At 48.6% G+C, this 14,189-nt stretch carries 17 protein-coding genes; 15 read left to right on the top strand and 2 right to left on the bottom strand.

Translation table 11 applies throughout. The features are described from left to right. Positions 1-5 precede the first annotated feature (5 nt). The 6 genes from T3H97_RS09670 to coaD all read left to right on the top strand — a co-directional run bounded on the left by T3H97_RS09670 (position 6) and on the right by coaD (position 4,034). Positions 6-1,124 (top strand): acyltransferase family protein, encoded by a 1,119-nt coding sequence (locus tag T3H97_RS09670; protein ID WP_328802403.1) that lies wholly within the window; start codon positions 6-8, stop codon positions 1,122-1,124. A 171-nt stretch (positions 1,125-1,295) separates the two neighbouring features. Further along, a complete protein-coding gene (locus T3H97_RS09675) occupies positions 1,296-1,928 on the top strand; it encodes a hypothetical protein (RefSeq protein WP_328802404.1) in 633 nt (210 codons plus the stop codon). Continuing rightward, complete coding sequence (locus T3H97_RS09680) at positions 1,921-2,436, top strand: accessory gene regulator ArgB-like protein (RefSeq protein ID WP_328802405.1); 516 nt, start codon at positions 1,921-1,923, stop codon at positions 2,434-2,436. Before T3H97_RS09675 ends, T3H97_RS09680 begins: the two co-directional genes overlap by 8 nt. Before the next feature lie 5 nt (positions 2,437-2,441). After that, positions 2,442-2,564: a cyclic lactone autoinducer peptide gene (locus T3H97_RS09685; protein WP_023988155.1), complete on the top strand. Its 123-nt coding sequence runs from the start codon at positions 2,442-2,444 to the stop codon at positions 2,562-2,564. Positions 2,565-2,878: 314 nt separating this feature from the next. Next, positions 2,879-3,520: a 16S rRNA (guanine(966)-N(2))-methyltransferase RsmD gene (gene rsmD, locus T3H97_RS09690; RefSeq protein WP_013309845.1), complete on the top strand. Its 642-nt coding sequence runs from the start codon at positions 2,879-2,881 to the stop codon at positions 3,518-3,520. Then, positions 3,513-4,034: a pantetheine-phosphate adenylyltransferase gene (gene coaD / locus T3H97_RS09695; RefSeq protein WP_013309846.1), complete on the top strand. Its 522-nt coding sequence runs from the start codon at positions 3,513-3,515 to the stop codon at positions 4,032-4,034. Before rsmD ends, coaD begins: the two co-directional genes overlap by 8 nt. Here coaD and T3H97_RS09700 read toward each other — a convergent pair. After that, positions 3,997-5,280, bottom strand: coding sequence for a nucleoside recognition domain-containing protein (locus T3H97_RS09700; RefSeq protein ID WP_328802406.1), 1,284 nt, complete (start codon positions 5,278-5,280; stop codon positions 3,997-3,999). The two genes, coaD and T3H97_RS09700, sit on opposite strands and share 38 nt — an antisense overlap. A gap of 199 nt (positions 5,281-5,479) precedes the next feature. On the opposite strand from T3H97_RS09700, the gene T3H97_RS09705 reads away from it, so the two are divergent. Next, a complete protein-coding gene (locus T3H97_RS09705; protein WP_328802407.1) occupies positions 5,480-6,511 on the top strand; it encodes a YlbL family protein in 1,032 nt (343 codons plus the stop codon). Here the strand turns inward: T3H97_RS09705 and T3H97_RS09710 are convergent. Beyond that, positions 6,501-7,736: a nucleotidyltransferase gene (locus tag T3H97_RS09710; protein ID WP_328802408.1), complete on the bottom strand. Its 1,236-nt coding sequence runs from the start codon at positions 7,734-7,736 to the stop codon at positions 6,501-6,503. The two genes, T3H97_RS09705 and T3H97_RS09710, sit on opposite strands and share 11 nt — an antisense overlap. Before the next feature lie 355 nt (positions 7,737-8,091). Here T3H97_RS09710 and T3H97_RS09715 point away from each other — a divergent pair, with 355 nt between their 5' ends. From T3H97_RS09715 to T3H97_RS09750, 8 genes are all read left to right on the top strand, one after another. Then, positions 8,092-8,610: a YceD family protein gene (locus T3H97_RS09715; RefSeq protein WP_250244673.1), complete on the top strand. Its 519-nt coding sequence runs from the start codon at positions 8,092-8,094 to the stop codon at positions 8,608-8,610. Positions 8,611-8,798: 188 nt separating this feature from the next. After that, complete coding sequence (gene rpmF / locus T3H97_RS09720; RefSeq protein WP_007429979.1) at positions 8,799-8,972, top strand: 50S ribosomal protein L32; 174 nt, start codon at positions 8,799-8,801, stop codon at positions 8,970-8,972. Between the two features lie 282 nt (positions 8,973-9,254). Next, positions 9,255-9,851, top strand: coding sequence for a transcription factor FapR (gene fapR / locus T3H97_RS09725; protein ID WP_007429980.1), 597 nt, complete (start codon positions 9,255-9,257; stop codon positions 9,849-9,851). Then, the gene (gene plsX / locus T3H97_RS09730; protein WP_328802409.1) at positions 9,835-10,827 is read left to right on the top strand and encodes a phosphate acyltransferase PlsX; all 993 of its coding nucleotides are present in this window, start codon (positions 9,835-9,837) and stop codon (positions 10,825-10,827) included. The genes fapR and plsX overlap by 17 nt, the downstream gene beginning before the upstream one ends. Positions 10,828-10,835: 8 nt before the next feature. Next, positions 10,836-11,825 (top strand): beta-ketoacyl-ACP synthase III, encoded by a 990-nt coding sequence (locus tag T3H97_RS09735; protein ID WP_023988162.1) that lies wholly within the window; start codon positions 10,836-10,838, stop codon positions 11,823-11,825. 81 nt (positions 11,826-11,906) lie between these two features. Further along, complete coding sequence (gene fabD / locus T3H97_RS09740; RefSeq protein ID WP_069291710.1) at positions 11,907-12,851, top strand: ACP S-malonyltransferase; 945 nt, start codon at positions 11,907-11,909, stop codon at positions 12,849-12,851. A 52-nt stretch (positions 12,852-12,903) separates the two neighbouring features. After that, a complete protein-coding gene (gene fabG / locus T3H97_RS09745) occupies positions 12,904-13,653 on the top strand; it encodes a 3-oxoacyl-[acyl-carrier-protein] reductase (RefSeq protein WP_025721716.1) in 750 nt (249 codons plus the stop codon). Positions 13,654-13,761: 108 nt separating this feature from the next. After that, positions 13,762-13,995 carry an acyl carrier protein gene (locus T3H97_RS09750; RefSeq protein WP_007429985.1) on the top strand — a complete coding sequence of 78 codons (234 nt, stop codon included), beginning with the start codon at positions 13,762-13,764 and terminating at the stop codon, positions 13,993-13,995. Positions 13,996-14,189 lie beyond the last annotated feature (194 nt).

Consider the following 14,189-nt stretch of genomic DNA (forward strand, 5'->3'; position numbering starts at 1 on the left):
ATACGATGCCCGAAGCCACGGGGAAAATGCAAGATGACAAGCTGCAATTTGTAGATACGCTGAGGGCGCTGGCTATTATTGGAGTTTTACTTGTGCATGTCAGCCAGCATGTAGACGGATTAAACGGATGGTTGCAAAAAGGCTTGAGTATAGGTGCTAAAGGAGTCGCTTTATTTTATATGGCCAGCGCTTTTACACTATTTCTGTCCTTGAGCAGACGTTCGGGTGACAAGAGGGAAAGAATTTCAGCTTACCTGTTGCGTCGTTTTTTTCGGATTGCTCCTTTGTATTACGTAATGTTAGGAATCTATTTGGTTGTGAACGGGACAGGTCCACGATTTTGGCTTGGAGATCAGGAGGGAGTCACTGCCGCCAATATCACTGCTCATGTCCTGTTTTTGAATGGTCTGAATCCGTACTGGATCAACAGCATTATTGGTGTGGAATGGTCCATTGCGGTGGAATGTATGTTTTATCTGTTTTTCCCCCTATTATTTAAGCTGATCCGATCAGTCCGCCATGCGACCTGGTTTGTTGTGATGGCGCTTCTGGTAAGCTTCGGGCTAAATACGGTATTTGCTCAATATCCATGGATTAGTAATCACTCTTTATGGGGTCACTATCTGTATTTATGGTTTCCGAATCAATTGCCTGTCTTTGGGCTAGGTATATTGTTGTTTTACATTTGGAAAGACGAGCGGCATTGGAAAAGTATAGACCGGGTCAGTGGGGGGTTGCTGCTTGTTTCTGTGCTATTTGCATTTTTTGGAGGCATGACCGATTATCTCATAGGTATCGGGTTGCTGCTGGGAGCGTATGCTTTGTATCACTGGCAGCCGATCTGGCTGCTTAATCGGGTGTGGTCATGGATCGGCCGCCTTAGCTACAGCATGTATTTGACGCATATGCTGGTTCTGGGACTAATCGTACAGGTTAAAATACCTTTTGCTCCCCTAGTCAGCCTCACACTTATGTTTATCATGACGTTGCTAGTCACCATCGGACTATCCTGGTTTACCTACTCGTGGATTGAACAGCCCGGCATTCGTTGGGGGAAAAAGCTTATATCACGTATGAAGCCTGTGCGCAAGCAGGGAGATTCGGTCAAAGAAAGTGTTGCCTAAGCTACAACTTGAAGCAGCATCCGATAACATTTGGTTGAAGTGCTTGAATAAATCTATGAAATAATTGAAAAGACCTCTTGAAAAGTAGTTCCCAGCCCTTTATATTCGATGTACATCCACGTTTTTGAATACACCGATGAGGTTGGTTGGAATTGTAAAGGAGATGCACGCATGCTTTTGAAGCCAATCGGCTTTTTGCTTTTCTCCACGCTTGAGGGAGTCGCTGTTTTTGCGCTGATTTTGAGTATTTTTAAAGTTAAAATGACCCCTTATCTATGGCAGGCCATTTTTGTTAACCTGATTATGAATATGCAAAGTTATATGCTTCGAGAGGAGTTTTCCCTTTCGTATTTGGTGCCTGTCGTAAATATGCTGCTTTTTATTTTTTTACTCGCTACGGTCGTGAAGATTCCGATTGTGTGGTCCGGTATTATGACGGTTACAGGTTATTTTGCATATGCCGTTGTTCAGTCGGTATTCCTAAAAGTCATGTTCGGCAACCTTCCGGTTTCTGAGCTGCAGGATGGGTCCTTGAAGGGCTATTTGCTACAAGTGGTAAGCGCGGCAGTAGGACTGCTTATTTCATTGATGTTGTATCGAAAAGGGATCGGCTTTTCCCCTAATTTCAAGAAGCTTAAGTTCAAAGAGGAATATGGCATTGTCATCACGCTGATTATCCTGTCTCTCATTTCAACTTCTATTGTGCTCTACTATAACGAGGTATGGTTAAATATGATATTTTTTGCACTGGTTTCGGGATTTTTCATCTATTATGCAATCGGAAAGGAATACCGGGATGATTGAAGCGATGGCTTTCAAACTTGCTAACCAGATCAAACGTACTGTGCCTGATCATCCAGCCTCTGTTGCGGTACTTAAATACGCACTTGCTCTCATTCTGAATGCGTCCATGATCATCGTGTTAACACTATTCGCCTCAATCTTCACGGGGCGGATGGTAGAAGCTGTAACGATTCTCGTCGCTTTCGCCCTATTGCGCCAAATATCAGGAGGCATTCATTTGAAAACGGGCATGGCATGTGTGTTGGTGACCTCAGCAGCTTTTACTTACATATCCTGCATTGCCTTAAATAGTTGGTGGACAAACCTGTTTACCGGAATAGCTCTCATTCTCGTTTTATGTTTTGCCCCGTCCAGAATTGAAAAGCAGTCGCGCATTCCAGTACGTTTTTATCCCCTCTTGCGACTGTTATCATCCTTGCTTGTATGTACTAATTTTGTAATCGGTTCCTCTATAGTGGCTGTTGCTTTTTTGGTCCAAAGTCTAACATTGATCCGGGGAAGGAGGTGAGTGGAATGATGAGGAAAATGGTATATGGATTAGCGACATCGTTGTCTATGTTTGCAACATTTGCTGTATCTGTGGCGAGTTACGTGTATGTTTATCAAGGGGATACACCCGAGGAACTGCTGAAATAAACAAAATGCCGAAATAGAAAATGATACATAGGGCTGCTATTAAGCAGCTTCTTTTTATGTAAAAAAAATCAGGCGCTCCATTAAAGAGCGCCCGAATGGGAGAGGAGAAACCGGACGAAGAGCTTATGGGGAAACGTAAGTCTTCTCCGCGGTTGTCTACGACATTGGTTGAATGCCGATATCTTAAGGATGCCCAGGGAATGGTTTTTTATACCTGCCTCATCCTAAGTTTTTCAAACGGCGGTGCATGTGGTACGATAGCGTCATAATCTTATATGGTTATGAACACATATAGAAAATAGGTGAGTTTCAGCGTGAGAGTGGTATCGGGTAGTGCCAAAGGAAGGCCGTTAAAGGCAGTTCCCGGCACAGGGACGCGGCCGACCACGGATAAGGTCAAGGAAGCGCTATTTAGCATGATAGGTCCTTATTTTGATGGGGGAGTCGCACTTGATCTGTTTGCTGGCAGTGGTGGCCTGGGTATAGAGGCGCTTAGCCGGGGAATGGACAAGGCTGTTTTTATTGATATGGAATCCAAAAGCATTGATGTCATTAAAGAAAATTTGCGAAAAACTGGATTGGAAGGACAGGCTGAAGTGTTCCGCAATGATGCCGGACGAGCGCTCAAGGTGCTGGCAAAACGTGGAGCTCTTTTTGATGCTGTTTTTCTCGATCCACCCTATCGTCTCAAACACGGAGATGAATTAATGAGCCGTATGGCTGAGTTGAACTTGCTTCGTTCAGATGCAATCATCGTGCTGGAGTATGAATCGGGACATGAATATCCGGAAAGCTTCGGACCGTTCGAACAGGTCAGAAAAGCAGTCTATGGTGAAACGGCGTTATCTATTTATCATTTTGCAGCCGATGCTTTGTCGGATGTCGTAGAGCATACAGAAGCCGGAGTGGTCAAATCCGGCATCAGCGAATCAGACGGGGAGGACCATCATGATTGAGCACAAACCACGTATTGCCGTATATCCGGGAACCTTTGATCCCGTGACGATGGGGCATCAGGATATTATTCAAAGAGCAGCCAGACAGTTTGATCTATTGATTGTCGCGGTTCTTAACAATATTAGTAAAAATCCGCTGTTTTCACTTGAGGAACGAATGGAGCTGCTGCGAACGGTAACTCGCGATATCCCGAACGTTGAAGTGGACAGCTTCCGTGATCTGACAGCTAATTATGTACGTCAAAAAGGGGCCCAGGTTATTGTCAGAGGAATCCGGTCGGTGACTGATTTTGAATATGAGCTGCAATTAGCCTCTACAAATCATAAGCTGAACCCGGATGCGGAAACGATCTTTATGATGACCAATCCGGCTTATTCATATCTGAGTTCCAGTATGGTGAAGGAAATTGCGCATTTTGATGGCAAGGTTGTAGATCTGGTGGCACCGGAGGTGGAAGACGCGCTGCGTGCGAAGGTCAACGCGAATCGCGGCGGCTCCACCATGAAGTCATAAGGGAAAAGGCCAGCAGGGTAACTATAATTGTACCCAGCAGCGTAATGGACAGTACGGTTAGTTGCCAGGGGTACATAGATGTTCCTTCTATTTGTGTTAGTAAGTCGCTGGCTCCGGCCATGACAGGATGCGTGGCGGATTCATTTACGCTTTCCACAAAAGAAGACACAGAACTGCGACTGACGTAAGCGGGAGTTGTATTGCTGACGACGCGGTTAAGCGGGACCCATGTCGCCAAGGTAAGTCCAAAAGCAATGATCCCATGGAGCACTCGTGACAAGGTGAAGGTGATGCCCTTGTCGGAAGGTCTGGTGACGGCGGTAATTTGAAGCCAGCCGCACAGGCCGCCCCAGCCCAACACAGCACTGATCAAGGCTGCTTGTGTACGGAGATCGTAGGGCAGACGGCTGATTTCATAGGAACCCAAATGAATTTCCATCCAGGCAGGCCATATGAAAGAAAGCGATCCTTGGCCTGTGTATATGGACAGCAGTCGAATAAGTACGGAAAAGAAAATAATGAATCCACCTGTCACCATCAGCGTCTGTACAGCATGGGATACGGTTTCGCCCAACAGTTTTCCGAAACTGCGGCCGTCCCGTTCTCTGGCAGAGCGGGTAGCTTCCCATGCGGATCGGATCAGGGAGGGAGAAGTACGGGAAACTGAGGTGCTCCAGAGGGCAGCTGGCGTTTCCCGTTTTTGCAATTCTTTGGACGATACAGGTAGTCTGGCGGTGATCCAGCCTGCCAGCAGCCCGGAAATCCAGTGAACGGCAAGTAACATCACGCCTGCGGTAGCATTGTGCAATAGCCCTGTCCCGATGACGAGCAGGATGGTAATCGGATTGCAGAAATGAGCGATAGAGGTTAGACGTCGAAGCTGAAACGCAGTCATATCCTCCTGTTGTGCCCATTGGCGCACCGCTTCTGCTGCAGCGGGGAATCCCGCGGTCAGGCCGAGGGCCAACACCCAGCCGCTTCGCCCGGGTAGACGGAACCAGGATCGCATAAACGGCTCCAGCAGGACACCTAGTCCATGTACTAGACCAAAGGCGATGAGCATTTCGGACAGCATCAAAAAAGGCAGCATGGCTGGGAAAATAATACTCCACCATAGCTTAAGGCCTTGAGTAGAGGCTTGAAATACTTCTTCTGGTGAGACGACAACAGCCAGTACAAGCAAAATGGCTCCGAGGCCAAGCAGTACGGTTGTCCAATAAGGAGCGGAATGGGCTTCCTTTTGCATCAAAGAATTCACCTCTCATAAATATACTAAGGAGAGTCGGATGCTGTCTCCAGCGTTTATTCACGTTCGTTGTCTTGGGATAGGTTGTTCGTATACGTTGTCGTAAACAATGTATGCTTTTTCGGAAGGCTTGAGAACAGGTGGCGCAGGGGCACTCGGATAAGATAGGAGAAGTTAGGCTGCAAGGGGGGGAGAAGCAATGAAACGAATAAACCGGAAAAGAGTTTTTTTTACAACCGGTTATGTCTTAATGCTGGCTGCAATGGTCTATGTGCTGGTCTATATGCCAACCCCTTATCTGATCTATGGACCAGGTGGGGCTAACGAGATCAAACCGATGGTTAGAGTCCGGGAGGGTGACAGCATCGAACGGGGGACCTTTATGATGACGACGGTATCGGCGCGTTATGCCAATGTTATTATGTTGGGCCTGTCCAAGCTGGACCGCAATTCGGAGATTCAGCGCAAAGAGGATCGTCTGCATGGAAGAAGTGAAGACGAATATGCGGCAGAGCAGGTATGGTATATGGGGGATTCCCAATCTTCCGCGATGGAGGCTGCCTACACCCGTGCCCATGTTCCCTATCGCATTGTGCCAGATTACGTGTATGTATTTAAGGTCCCGGGATCGAACAGTGTGTTTGAGCCCGGAGATGAAATATTGGAGCTGAACGGCGTGAGGGTGACCGATAATCGTTCCATTCGGAAGGCTTTGGAGGACGAAAAATCGGGAAAAATGGCTAAAGTGAAGCTAAAGCGCGATGGAAAGTTGCTGACCGTGCAAGCTCCCTTAACGACCATCACGGACAGTGAGACGGGTAAGCGACGTTCTGGATTTGGCGTCAGTATTGCCACGGTACAGAAGGTGGAGCCGAAGGATGAACGTAAAACGATTCATTTTACATCTACGGATGTTGGCGGTCCTTCGGCAGGTTTGATGTTTACCATGGAAATCTATAACCAACTGACACCAGGTGATCTGAGTAAGGGATATCGTGTAGCCGGTACGGGTACTATTGATAAGGACGGTCAGGTTGGAGCTATTGGTGGTGTAAAGTATAAAATAGTTGCTGCTGACCGTCAGGGTGCGGAATTGTTTTTCGTCCCTGCGGATAATTATAAAGAGGCCAAGGCCAAAGCTGAGCAAATGGGAACCCGGATGAAGCTTGTTTCGGTTCGCAAGCTTGGCGATGCGCTGAATTATATGGAAAAGCTGCCCATCAAACCATAATGGGCGGTCGCAAGTAATCGGCATACATGCCGCGGATGGCGGGACGTGGCATCCCAGCTGCGTGTATGGCGGCTGCGGCTGTATCCCAGTTCAGGTGGGGATGTGATCCAGCAGACAGCTTGACCCACACTGGAAGGGTGGCTGTCTGTTTCATACGTGCCAGCAGCTCGCGTCCAGCCCTGTTAAAGCCGAGCACGCGGATATAGCTTGGACCTTTCGCCAGCTCAGCCGGAGTCATATCGGCTTTGGCATGATTCAGCAAAATATGCGCACACATCCGCTGAAGCTTCGTACGAGTATACCGCCTTGTCTTGATCGCGGTGAGCAGGGCCTCCACAGAAGGCTGGGGTAGCGTGTATAGCGATTGCCGCAGACGATGCTCCAGCCCTTCGGTGACCTCGTGTAGCTCCGCCAGCTGCTGCGGGCTACGTGTGATCAGTGCGTTCAGCAGCGGCTGGCTGAACGCTTCCCAATGCAGCGGCGCGCGTTCCGCTTGCCACTCGCGCCGCAAAATCTCCAGTGTCGCCGCAGGTATGTACGGCGACGCGGCCTCCGGCCCGCCGTCCAGCAGCAGACGGCGGATGGCCGTGGCGCTGGCGATGACTCCGTCCGCAGGCGCCACGGCTTCATGGTAGCCCGATCCCGTGCGGGCTACCGTGAAGGGCTTGATTGTGCTGCCCAGCCGTTCCAGCGCAATCAAGTAATGCAGCCCCAACGTATTGTTGGGCTGCTGCATGAGGGCGGCGAGCGCAGCACCGTCCACTCCTTCGGCCGCGAGCGCGGCTGCGGCTCCCGCGTAGGCAGCAGGATAGCTCGCCCCGCTGCTCAGGCGCTGCGCGATGCCGGCCTTGAGCTCGGCCGGCTCTGCCGCCAGCACGCGGGCCAGCGCGCGCAGCGGGGCGATGTCTCCGCTCTCGCTACCGAAGCAGAGCGCGTCGACGATGCCCGTCGCATGGAGCAGGGCGACCGCTCCGTGGGCAAACCATTCTGCAGGCTGGACGGCATAGGCCACAGGCAGCTCCAGAACGAGGTCGACACCCATGGCGAGTGCCATTTCGGTGCGGGACCATTTGTCTGTAATCGCGGGTTCACCCCGCTGAAGGAAAGGACCACTCATCACAGCCACTGTGCGCTGTGCACCAGTGATGCGAAGAGATTCCTCCCAGTGATGGACATGTCCGTTATGCAGGGGATTGTACTCAACAATCATACCGAGTGTTTTCAAGACCGTAGTCGGCTCCTTTCTTAAAGTAGCTTATTGGGTAACTCTTTTGATAATAATGGTTAAGTACCCGCCAATGTTTGTTTTCAGGGCAGCTTTACTGATTTTTCATCATTGACATGAACAAGACCATTGAGACCTGGACGAAAAAGCTTTATACTCGCATTATTGTACACGAAGAGTGGCGGGGGTACGAATACTCATCGGTACATGTTTAGCACAATGCATTTTTGCTTCTGCATAAAACTTGTCGAACCATTAGAAAACCGGTGGATTTGTGAGTGGTGTAAAGTGAAAGGTGTTGACAAACGACTCGATCAGTCGGTATAATAATTTTTGTTTGTTTGGAGTGATAGTGATGCAACTATTTTTTCGCAAAGTAGCAACAAGTGACGGTCCTTTTCCTATCCGTGAATCTCTTAATGTGAGTGAATTGGTGGATGATCGTGCTGATGTTACGGCCGTTTCCCCGCTGGAGACCGACTTGGTCGCCGTTAGTCAGGGTCAAGGCTTGATGAGCGTGGAAGGCACGTTGACCGCAGGTCTGGACATGCTGTGCTCACGCTGTTTAAGCCCGATGCACGAGGATTTAAAGATTGAATTCCGTGAACGGTTTAAGCAAACCTCTTCGAGTGTTGAAGAGGAGGATGAAGATGGCGATTTTATCGCAGTGACGGAGGACTCCTTCGACATTGCACCGTATTGTGAAGAACTGTTTGTACTGCATGTGCCGTTTGCGCCTTTGTGCAGTGAGGATTGTCAGGGAATCGCACCAAAGACCGGACAAAACTGGAGTATTGGCTCCGATGACAGTAGCGATGGCAATACGGAAAAGATTGATCCGCGTCTGGCAGGGCTTAAGGATTTTTTTAAATGAGAATTGAGTTCAATTCTGAAAAATCATCATCCGCTTGTGCCGGAGAGTTACTGGACCGATGCGTGGATGTTGCAGGCTTGATTCACCGGCTGTAAGATAATTGCTTCTAGCATTTTCTTTCAGTCTTGAATGAGATAAGAAGTCATACCCGTTTATGCGGGGTTGATCTGGTTAAGGAGGTGGGAATAATGGCAGTACCTCAACGGAGAACATCCAAAACTCGTCGCGACAAACGTCGTACTCACTTTAAACTGGCAGTACCAGGTATGGTGAAATGCTCCGAATGCGGCGAATTGAAACTTGCTCACCATGTGTGCAAAGTTTGCGGAACGTACAAAGCTAGAGAGATCATCTCTCAATAATGTCCGATAAGCGGATTCTTTGGAATCTTCGCAGAAAGAGTAGCGCTTCACTTCAGTGAGGCGCTACTTTTTTTTGTCTGCATGCTTCCTTTTTACGTCAGCATGCTATATACTGTTTTAGTACCAGGTTCTAAGAAAGAAGGGCCGAAAGGGCTCCTTTATACATACAAGAAGACAAAGTGGCTTGAAGTCTCGCCGTTAGAAAGTGAAGTAAAGTAACCCAAACTGTCGTCTGAACGATAGTTTGTTGTAGGGAAAGGAGGCGTCACTGACATCGAACGTTTGCCGAAGAGACAGAGACAGCAGCGGCTGACTCAATTAATTGATGATAATCCGTTCGTAACGGATCAGGAATTGACAAGACAGCTGAAGGTAAGTATTCAGACTATTCGGCTGGACCGGATGGAGCTGGGAATCCCGGAATTGCGGGAACGGCTAAAGCTGATGGCTGAGCGATCCTATGACCAGGTTCGTTCCTTGCCTTTGCATGAAGTGATCGGAGATATCGTTGATCTACAGTTGGATCGAAGCGGTATTTCGATTTTTGAGATTAAAGAGGAACATATTTTCTCGCGTACTGGCATTGCGCGGGGGCATTATGTATTTGCCCAGGCCAATTCATTGGCCGTTGCCGTGATTAATGATGAGATAGCATTGACCGCGTCAGCGGATATACGCTTTGTCCGCCCGGTTCATTTAGGTGAGAAGTGCATTGCCAAGGCATATGTACGCTCAAATCCAGAACAAAAAGGGAAGGCTAAAGTGGAAGTCTTTGCCTACGTAGGAGAAGAAATGGTGTTCCAAGGCAACTTTGTCATTTATCGCTCCACGGAGGAAGAGTATAGCGAAGGAGGAAGTCAGCATGCGGATCGCCATTGATGCCATGGGGGGAGATAATGCTCCTGAGGCGACAGTAGAGGGCGCGCTATCTGCGGCAGCGGAATGGAAGGATACGGACATAACGCTGGTTGGTGACCGGGAACGAATTGAATCGGTTTTGAACGGTAGGGTGTTGCCGACGAACCTCAGCATTCGCCATGCATCCGAAACGATAGATGCACAGGACGAGCCTGTAAAGGCAGTGCGCCGTAAAAAGGATGCTTCGATGGTCGTGGCTGGTCGAATGGTCAGAGAAGGCGAAGCCGATGCCATGATATCCGCAGGTAATACAGGTGCGCTAATGACCACAGGGTTGCTGGTGGTTGGAAGAATGGAGGGCATTGAACGTCCGGCTCTCGCGCCGATGATACCAACGATTGATGATCAGGGTATTCTGGCGCTTGACTTGGGAGCCAATATGGATGCCAAGCCTGAGCATCTTGCCCAGTATGCACTGATGGGGAGTTTGTATCGTCAGAAAGTTCACGGTGTGACTTCTCCAAGGGTGGGTCTGCTTAATGTGGGGACTGAAGCTGGGAAGGGCAATGAACTGACGAAGTTGGCATTTCCGCTTATTGAGCAGTTACCTGTCAATTTTGTGGGTAATGTTGAATCGAGAGATGTGTTAACCGGGAATTGCGATGTACTGGTGTGTGATGGATTTGCTGGAAATATCATGTTAAAATCGCTGGAGGGTACAGCCGGAGCCATATTTTCTCTCTTAAAAGAGCAATTCACCAAATCCTTGAAGACCAAGCTTGCGGCAGCCTTGATTATGCCTGAGCTTCGCAGTCTGAAAGGTAAATTGGATTATAAAGAGCATGGCGGGGCTCCTTTGCTGGGTTTGAGTGGACTCGTCCTGAAAAGTCACGGTTCGTCTGACGGCGTTGCCGTCAAAAATGCGGTAAGGCAGGCTCGTACGGCCTTGCAAAACCGGTTGGTGGAAAGTATATCCAAGGAAATCAGCAGGAAGTGAGTGACGATATGAATAAATTACGGCCGGTTGGTGTTATCGGAACAGGGAAATACGTACCTGAGAAAATTCTGACCAATAAAGATTTGGAAGCAATCGTAGAAACGAGTGATGAATGGATTGTCAGCCGTACAGGGATTCAGGAGCGCCATATTGCGGCTCCAGAGCAGGCTACATCTGATTTAGCTTATGAAGCAGCAATTAAAGCGTTGGAGTCCGCGGGTATGACGGCACAGGATCTGGATTTAATTATTGTAGCTACGGTTACACCGGATATGGCGTTTCCGTCAACTGCCTGCATTCTTCAGGACAAATTGGGAGCCAAAGGCGCAGCAGCTTTTGATTTGTCTGCGGCATGCTCAGGTTTTGTATACGGACTGGCTACGGCAACGAGCTTCATTAAGACAGGTATTTATAATAATGCATTAATCATTGGGGCAGACTGTCTTTCTCGGATTACAGATTATACCGACCGCAATACCTGTGTTCTATTCGGAGATGGTGCAGGAGCTGTAGTGATTGGCGAAGTGCCTGAAGGTAGAGGATTCCAATCCTTTGATCTCGGGGCTGAAGGTGCTGGAGGCAGCTTACTCAAGTTGGAAGCAGGAGGCTCGCGTTTGCCTGCGAGTGCAGACACACTGGAAAATAAACAGCACTACATTTACATGAACGGACGCGAAGTGTTCAAGTTCGCGGTTCGTGTTATGGGAACGGCAACGGTTGATGTGTTGGAAAAAGCAGGGCTGTCCAAAGATGATATTGATCTGTTCGTTCCGCATCAAGCCAATGTTCGCATTATCCAATCGGCAATGCAACGTCTGGATTTACCAGAGGAAAAGGTAGTTGTTAATGTTCATAAATATGCGAATACATCGGCAGCCTCAATCCCTCTCGCTCTTGTGGAAGCAGCTGAGGAAGGCCGCATGAAGGAAGGCGACCGTGTATTAATGGTGGGCTTTGGCGGTGGCTTGACCTGGGGAGCGTCGGTTCTTGTCTGGTAATGAGATGGAAGTTTTGATATAATATTGAATTTGTGTAGTGTTTTACAGGACAAGCATTGGATACAGAGAGGTGCATACACGATGGGCAAAACGGCATTTATATTTCCCGGTCAGGGTTCACAAGCTGTAGGTATGGCTAAAGATGCTTATGAAGCAGTTCCAGCTGCAACAGAAGTATTTCGCCAAGCGGACGAACGGTTAGGGTTCGCACTGAGCACACTGATTTTTGAAGGGCCGGACACAGCTTTGAAGCAAACATCTAATACGCAGCCTGCACTGTTAACGGCGAGCATTGCGTTGTATGAAGCGTTCAAGGAAAAAATGGGCATTCATCCCGATTATGTGGCTGGACACAGTCTAGGAGAATACAGCGCGCTAGTCGCTTCCGGTGTTCTCGCATTTGAGGATGCGGTTGAGATCGTTCGTACACGTGGCGAGTTCATGGAGCAGGCCATTCCTGATGGGCAAGGCGGGATGGCTGCTGTGTTGGGAGCTGATCGTGAAGCATTGGCAGCATTGTGCCGTGATATTACGGAGTCTGGTCAACTGGTCGAACTAGCCAATATCAATTGTCCCGGACAAATTGTTGTATCTGGTACGAAGGAGGGTGTAGCTGCTGTCGCTGAACGTGTGAAGGAAGCAGGAGGCAAGCGCGCTATTACTCTGGAGGTTAGCGGTCCTTTCCACTCGTCATTGATGAAGGAAGCAGCGACCAAGCTCTCCGGCAAGTTGGGGGCTGTAACTTTCTCCAAAGCTCAGATTCCGGTTGTTGCCAATGTAACAGCTAAACCTGTACGTGAGGGGAGCGAAATCCGCCAACTGTTGGTGGATCAGGTCTATTCTCCGGTACTGTGGGAAGACAGTGTAACATGGCTACTAGAACAAGGTGTTGACACCTTTGTTGAGTTTGGACCGGGAAGTGTTTTGACTGGATTGGTTAAAAAAATCGACAAAACGGTTAAGCTGTATAATATAAGCAGCCTGGAGTCGTTTGCTTCTGTAACGGAAGCCTTGGAGGCCCGTTAAAAGTCTAATCATTGCCTTAACGGGTTATATACTTGCAAGGGGGGGGACTATGATGTCTAAGCCATTGAGTGGAAAAACGGCGCTCGTTACGGGAGCGTCGCGCGGAATTGGCCGCAGTATTGCGCTGGCGCTGGCTGAAGCAGGTGCTAATGTGGCGGTAAACTATGCTGGTAGTGAAGCGGCTGCGACTGAGGTAGCAGAGCAGATTCGTGCCAAAGGTGTAGAGGCTATTACAGTTCAGGCTAATGTCGGTCGCGCTGACGAAGCAGATCAGTTGATCAAGGATGTGATTGGCGCTTGGGGCAAAATTGACATCCTGGTGAATAATGCCGGCATAACAAGAGATAATTTAATCATGCGTATGAAGGAAGAGGAATTCGATCAGGTGATCGAAACGAATCTGAAGGGTGTGTTTAATTGTCTTAAGGCGGCAACACGTCCAATGATGAAGCAGCGTTCTGGCCGAATTATCAATATCTCCTCCGTGGTCGGTGTACTTGGCAACGCAGGACAAGCCAACTATGTTGCTGCTAAAGCAGGGGTAATTGGTCTTACCAAATCCTCTGCTCGAGAGCTTGCGTCTAGAGGTATTACAGTGAACTGTGTGGCTCCTGGATTCATCGATACTGAGATGACGCAGGTACTGGCTGATGATTTGCGTGACAATATGCTTAGCGGTATTCCGCTGGCCCGTCTTGGACGGCCTGAGGAAATTGCTGACGTGGTGCTGTTCTTGGCCTCGGATGCTTCCTCATATATGACGGGCCAGACTTTGCATGTGGATGGCGGCATGTATATGTAGTAGCATGTTGCCAATCCGCATGCCCCGATGAAGAGTTGTCAATGAAAACTCTCTTCTATGGCATTTTAATTGTAATTTTCGTATAATACCTAAGAGGAGGTGAGCCGGATGTCCGATGTATTGGAGCGCGTAAAACGCATTGTCGTTGACCGTTTGGGAGCCGACGAAGCCGAAGTTACACTTGAAGCATCTTTTAAAGATGATTTAGGCGCTGATTCTCTCGATGTAGTTGAATTGGTAATGGAATTGGAAGATGAGTTTGATATGGAAATCTCTGATGAAGATGCAGAGAAAATTACAACTGTAGGTGAAGTTGTGAAGTACATACAATCTCATACCTAATTCATGTCATCAAAAGTCCCGTTCTGTTATAGGCGGGACTTTCTCCTAATTATACAGATTGAACTAAAGACGGAATTGCCGCGTGTTTTTGAGTTTGGCTCAGCTTCACTTAGTCAAAGGCTGAGGAGTATGTGGCATTACTAACTTTAGTTGATTCTATATTATTTTTACGCACAAGAGAGTGCGGTCTTAAA

Origin of the sequence: Paenibacillus sp. LX16, assembly GCF_036252815.1 — a bacterium.
GTDB classification, from domain to species: Bacteria; Bacillota; Bacilli; order Paenibacillales; family Paenibacillaceae; genus Paenibacillus; species Paenibacillus polymyxa_B.

What these genes read in the sequence shown, in the direction of transcription:
- fabD (WP_069291710.1), top strand. Translation starts at nt 11,907, where the DNA reads ATGGGCAAAACGGCATTTATATTTCCCGGTCAGGGTTCACAAGCTGTA.
- T3H97_RS09670 (WP_328802403.1), top strand. Translation starts at nt 6, where the DNA reads ATGCCCGAAGCCACGGGGAAAATGCAAGATGACAAGCTGCAATTTGTA.
- T3H97_RS09735 (WP_023988162.1), top strand. Translation starts at nt 10,836, where the DNA reads ATGAATAAATTACGGCCGGTTGGTGTTATCGGAACAGGGAAATACGTA.
- T3H97_RS09715 (WP_250244673.1), top strand. Translation starts at nt 8,092, where the DNA reads ATGCAACTATTTTTTCGCAAAGTAGCAACAAGTGACGGTCCTTTTCCT.
- coaD (WP_013309846.1), top strand. Translation starts at nt 3,513, where the DNA reads ATGATTGAGCACAAACCACGTATTGCCGTATATCCGGGAACCTTTGAT.
- T3H97_RS09705 (WP_328802407.1), top strand. Translation starts at nt 5,480, where the DNA reads ATGAAACGAATAAACCGGAAAAGAGTTTTTTTTACAACCGGTTATGTC.
- T3H97_RS09750 (WP_007429985.1), top strand. Translation starts at nt 13,762, where the DNA reads ATGTCCGATGTATTGGAGCGCGTAAAACGCATTGTCGTTGACCGTTTG.
- T3H97_RS09685 (WP_023988155.1), top strand. Translation starts at nt 2,442, where the DNA reads ATGATGAGGAAAATGGTATATGGATTAGCGACATCGTTGTCTATGTTT.
- plsX (WP_328802409.1), top strand. Translation starts at nt 9,835, where the DNA reads ATGCGGATCGCCATTGATGCCATGGGGGGAGATAATGCTCCTGAGGCG.
- T3H97_RS09700 (WP_328802406.1), bottom strand. Translation starts at nt 5,280, where the DNA reads ATGCAAAAGGAAGCCCATTCCGCTCCTTATTGGACAACCGTACTGCTT.
- fabG (WP_025721716.1), top strand. Translation starts at nt 12,904, where the DNA reads ATGTCTAAGCCATTGAGTGGAAAAACGGCGCTCGTTACGGGAGCGTCG.
- T3H97_RS09680 (WP_328802405.1), top strand. Translation starts at nt 1,921, where the DNA reads ATGATTGAAGCGATGGCTTTCAAACTTGCTAACCAGATCAAACGTACT.
- T3H97_RS09675 (WP_328802404.1), top strand. Translation starts at nt 1,296, where the DNA reads ATGCTTTTGAAGCCAATCGGCTTTTTGCTTTTCTCCACGCTTGAGGGA.
- rpmF (WP_007429979.1), top strand. Translation starts at nt 8,799, where the DNA reads ATGGCAGTACCTCAACGGAGAACATCCAAAACTCGTCGCGACAAACGT.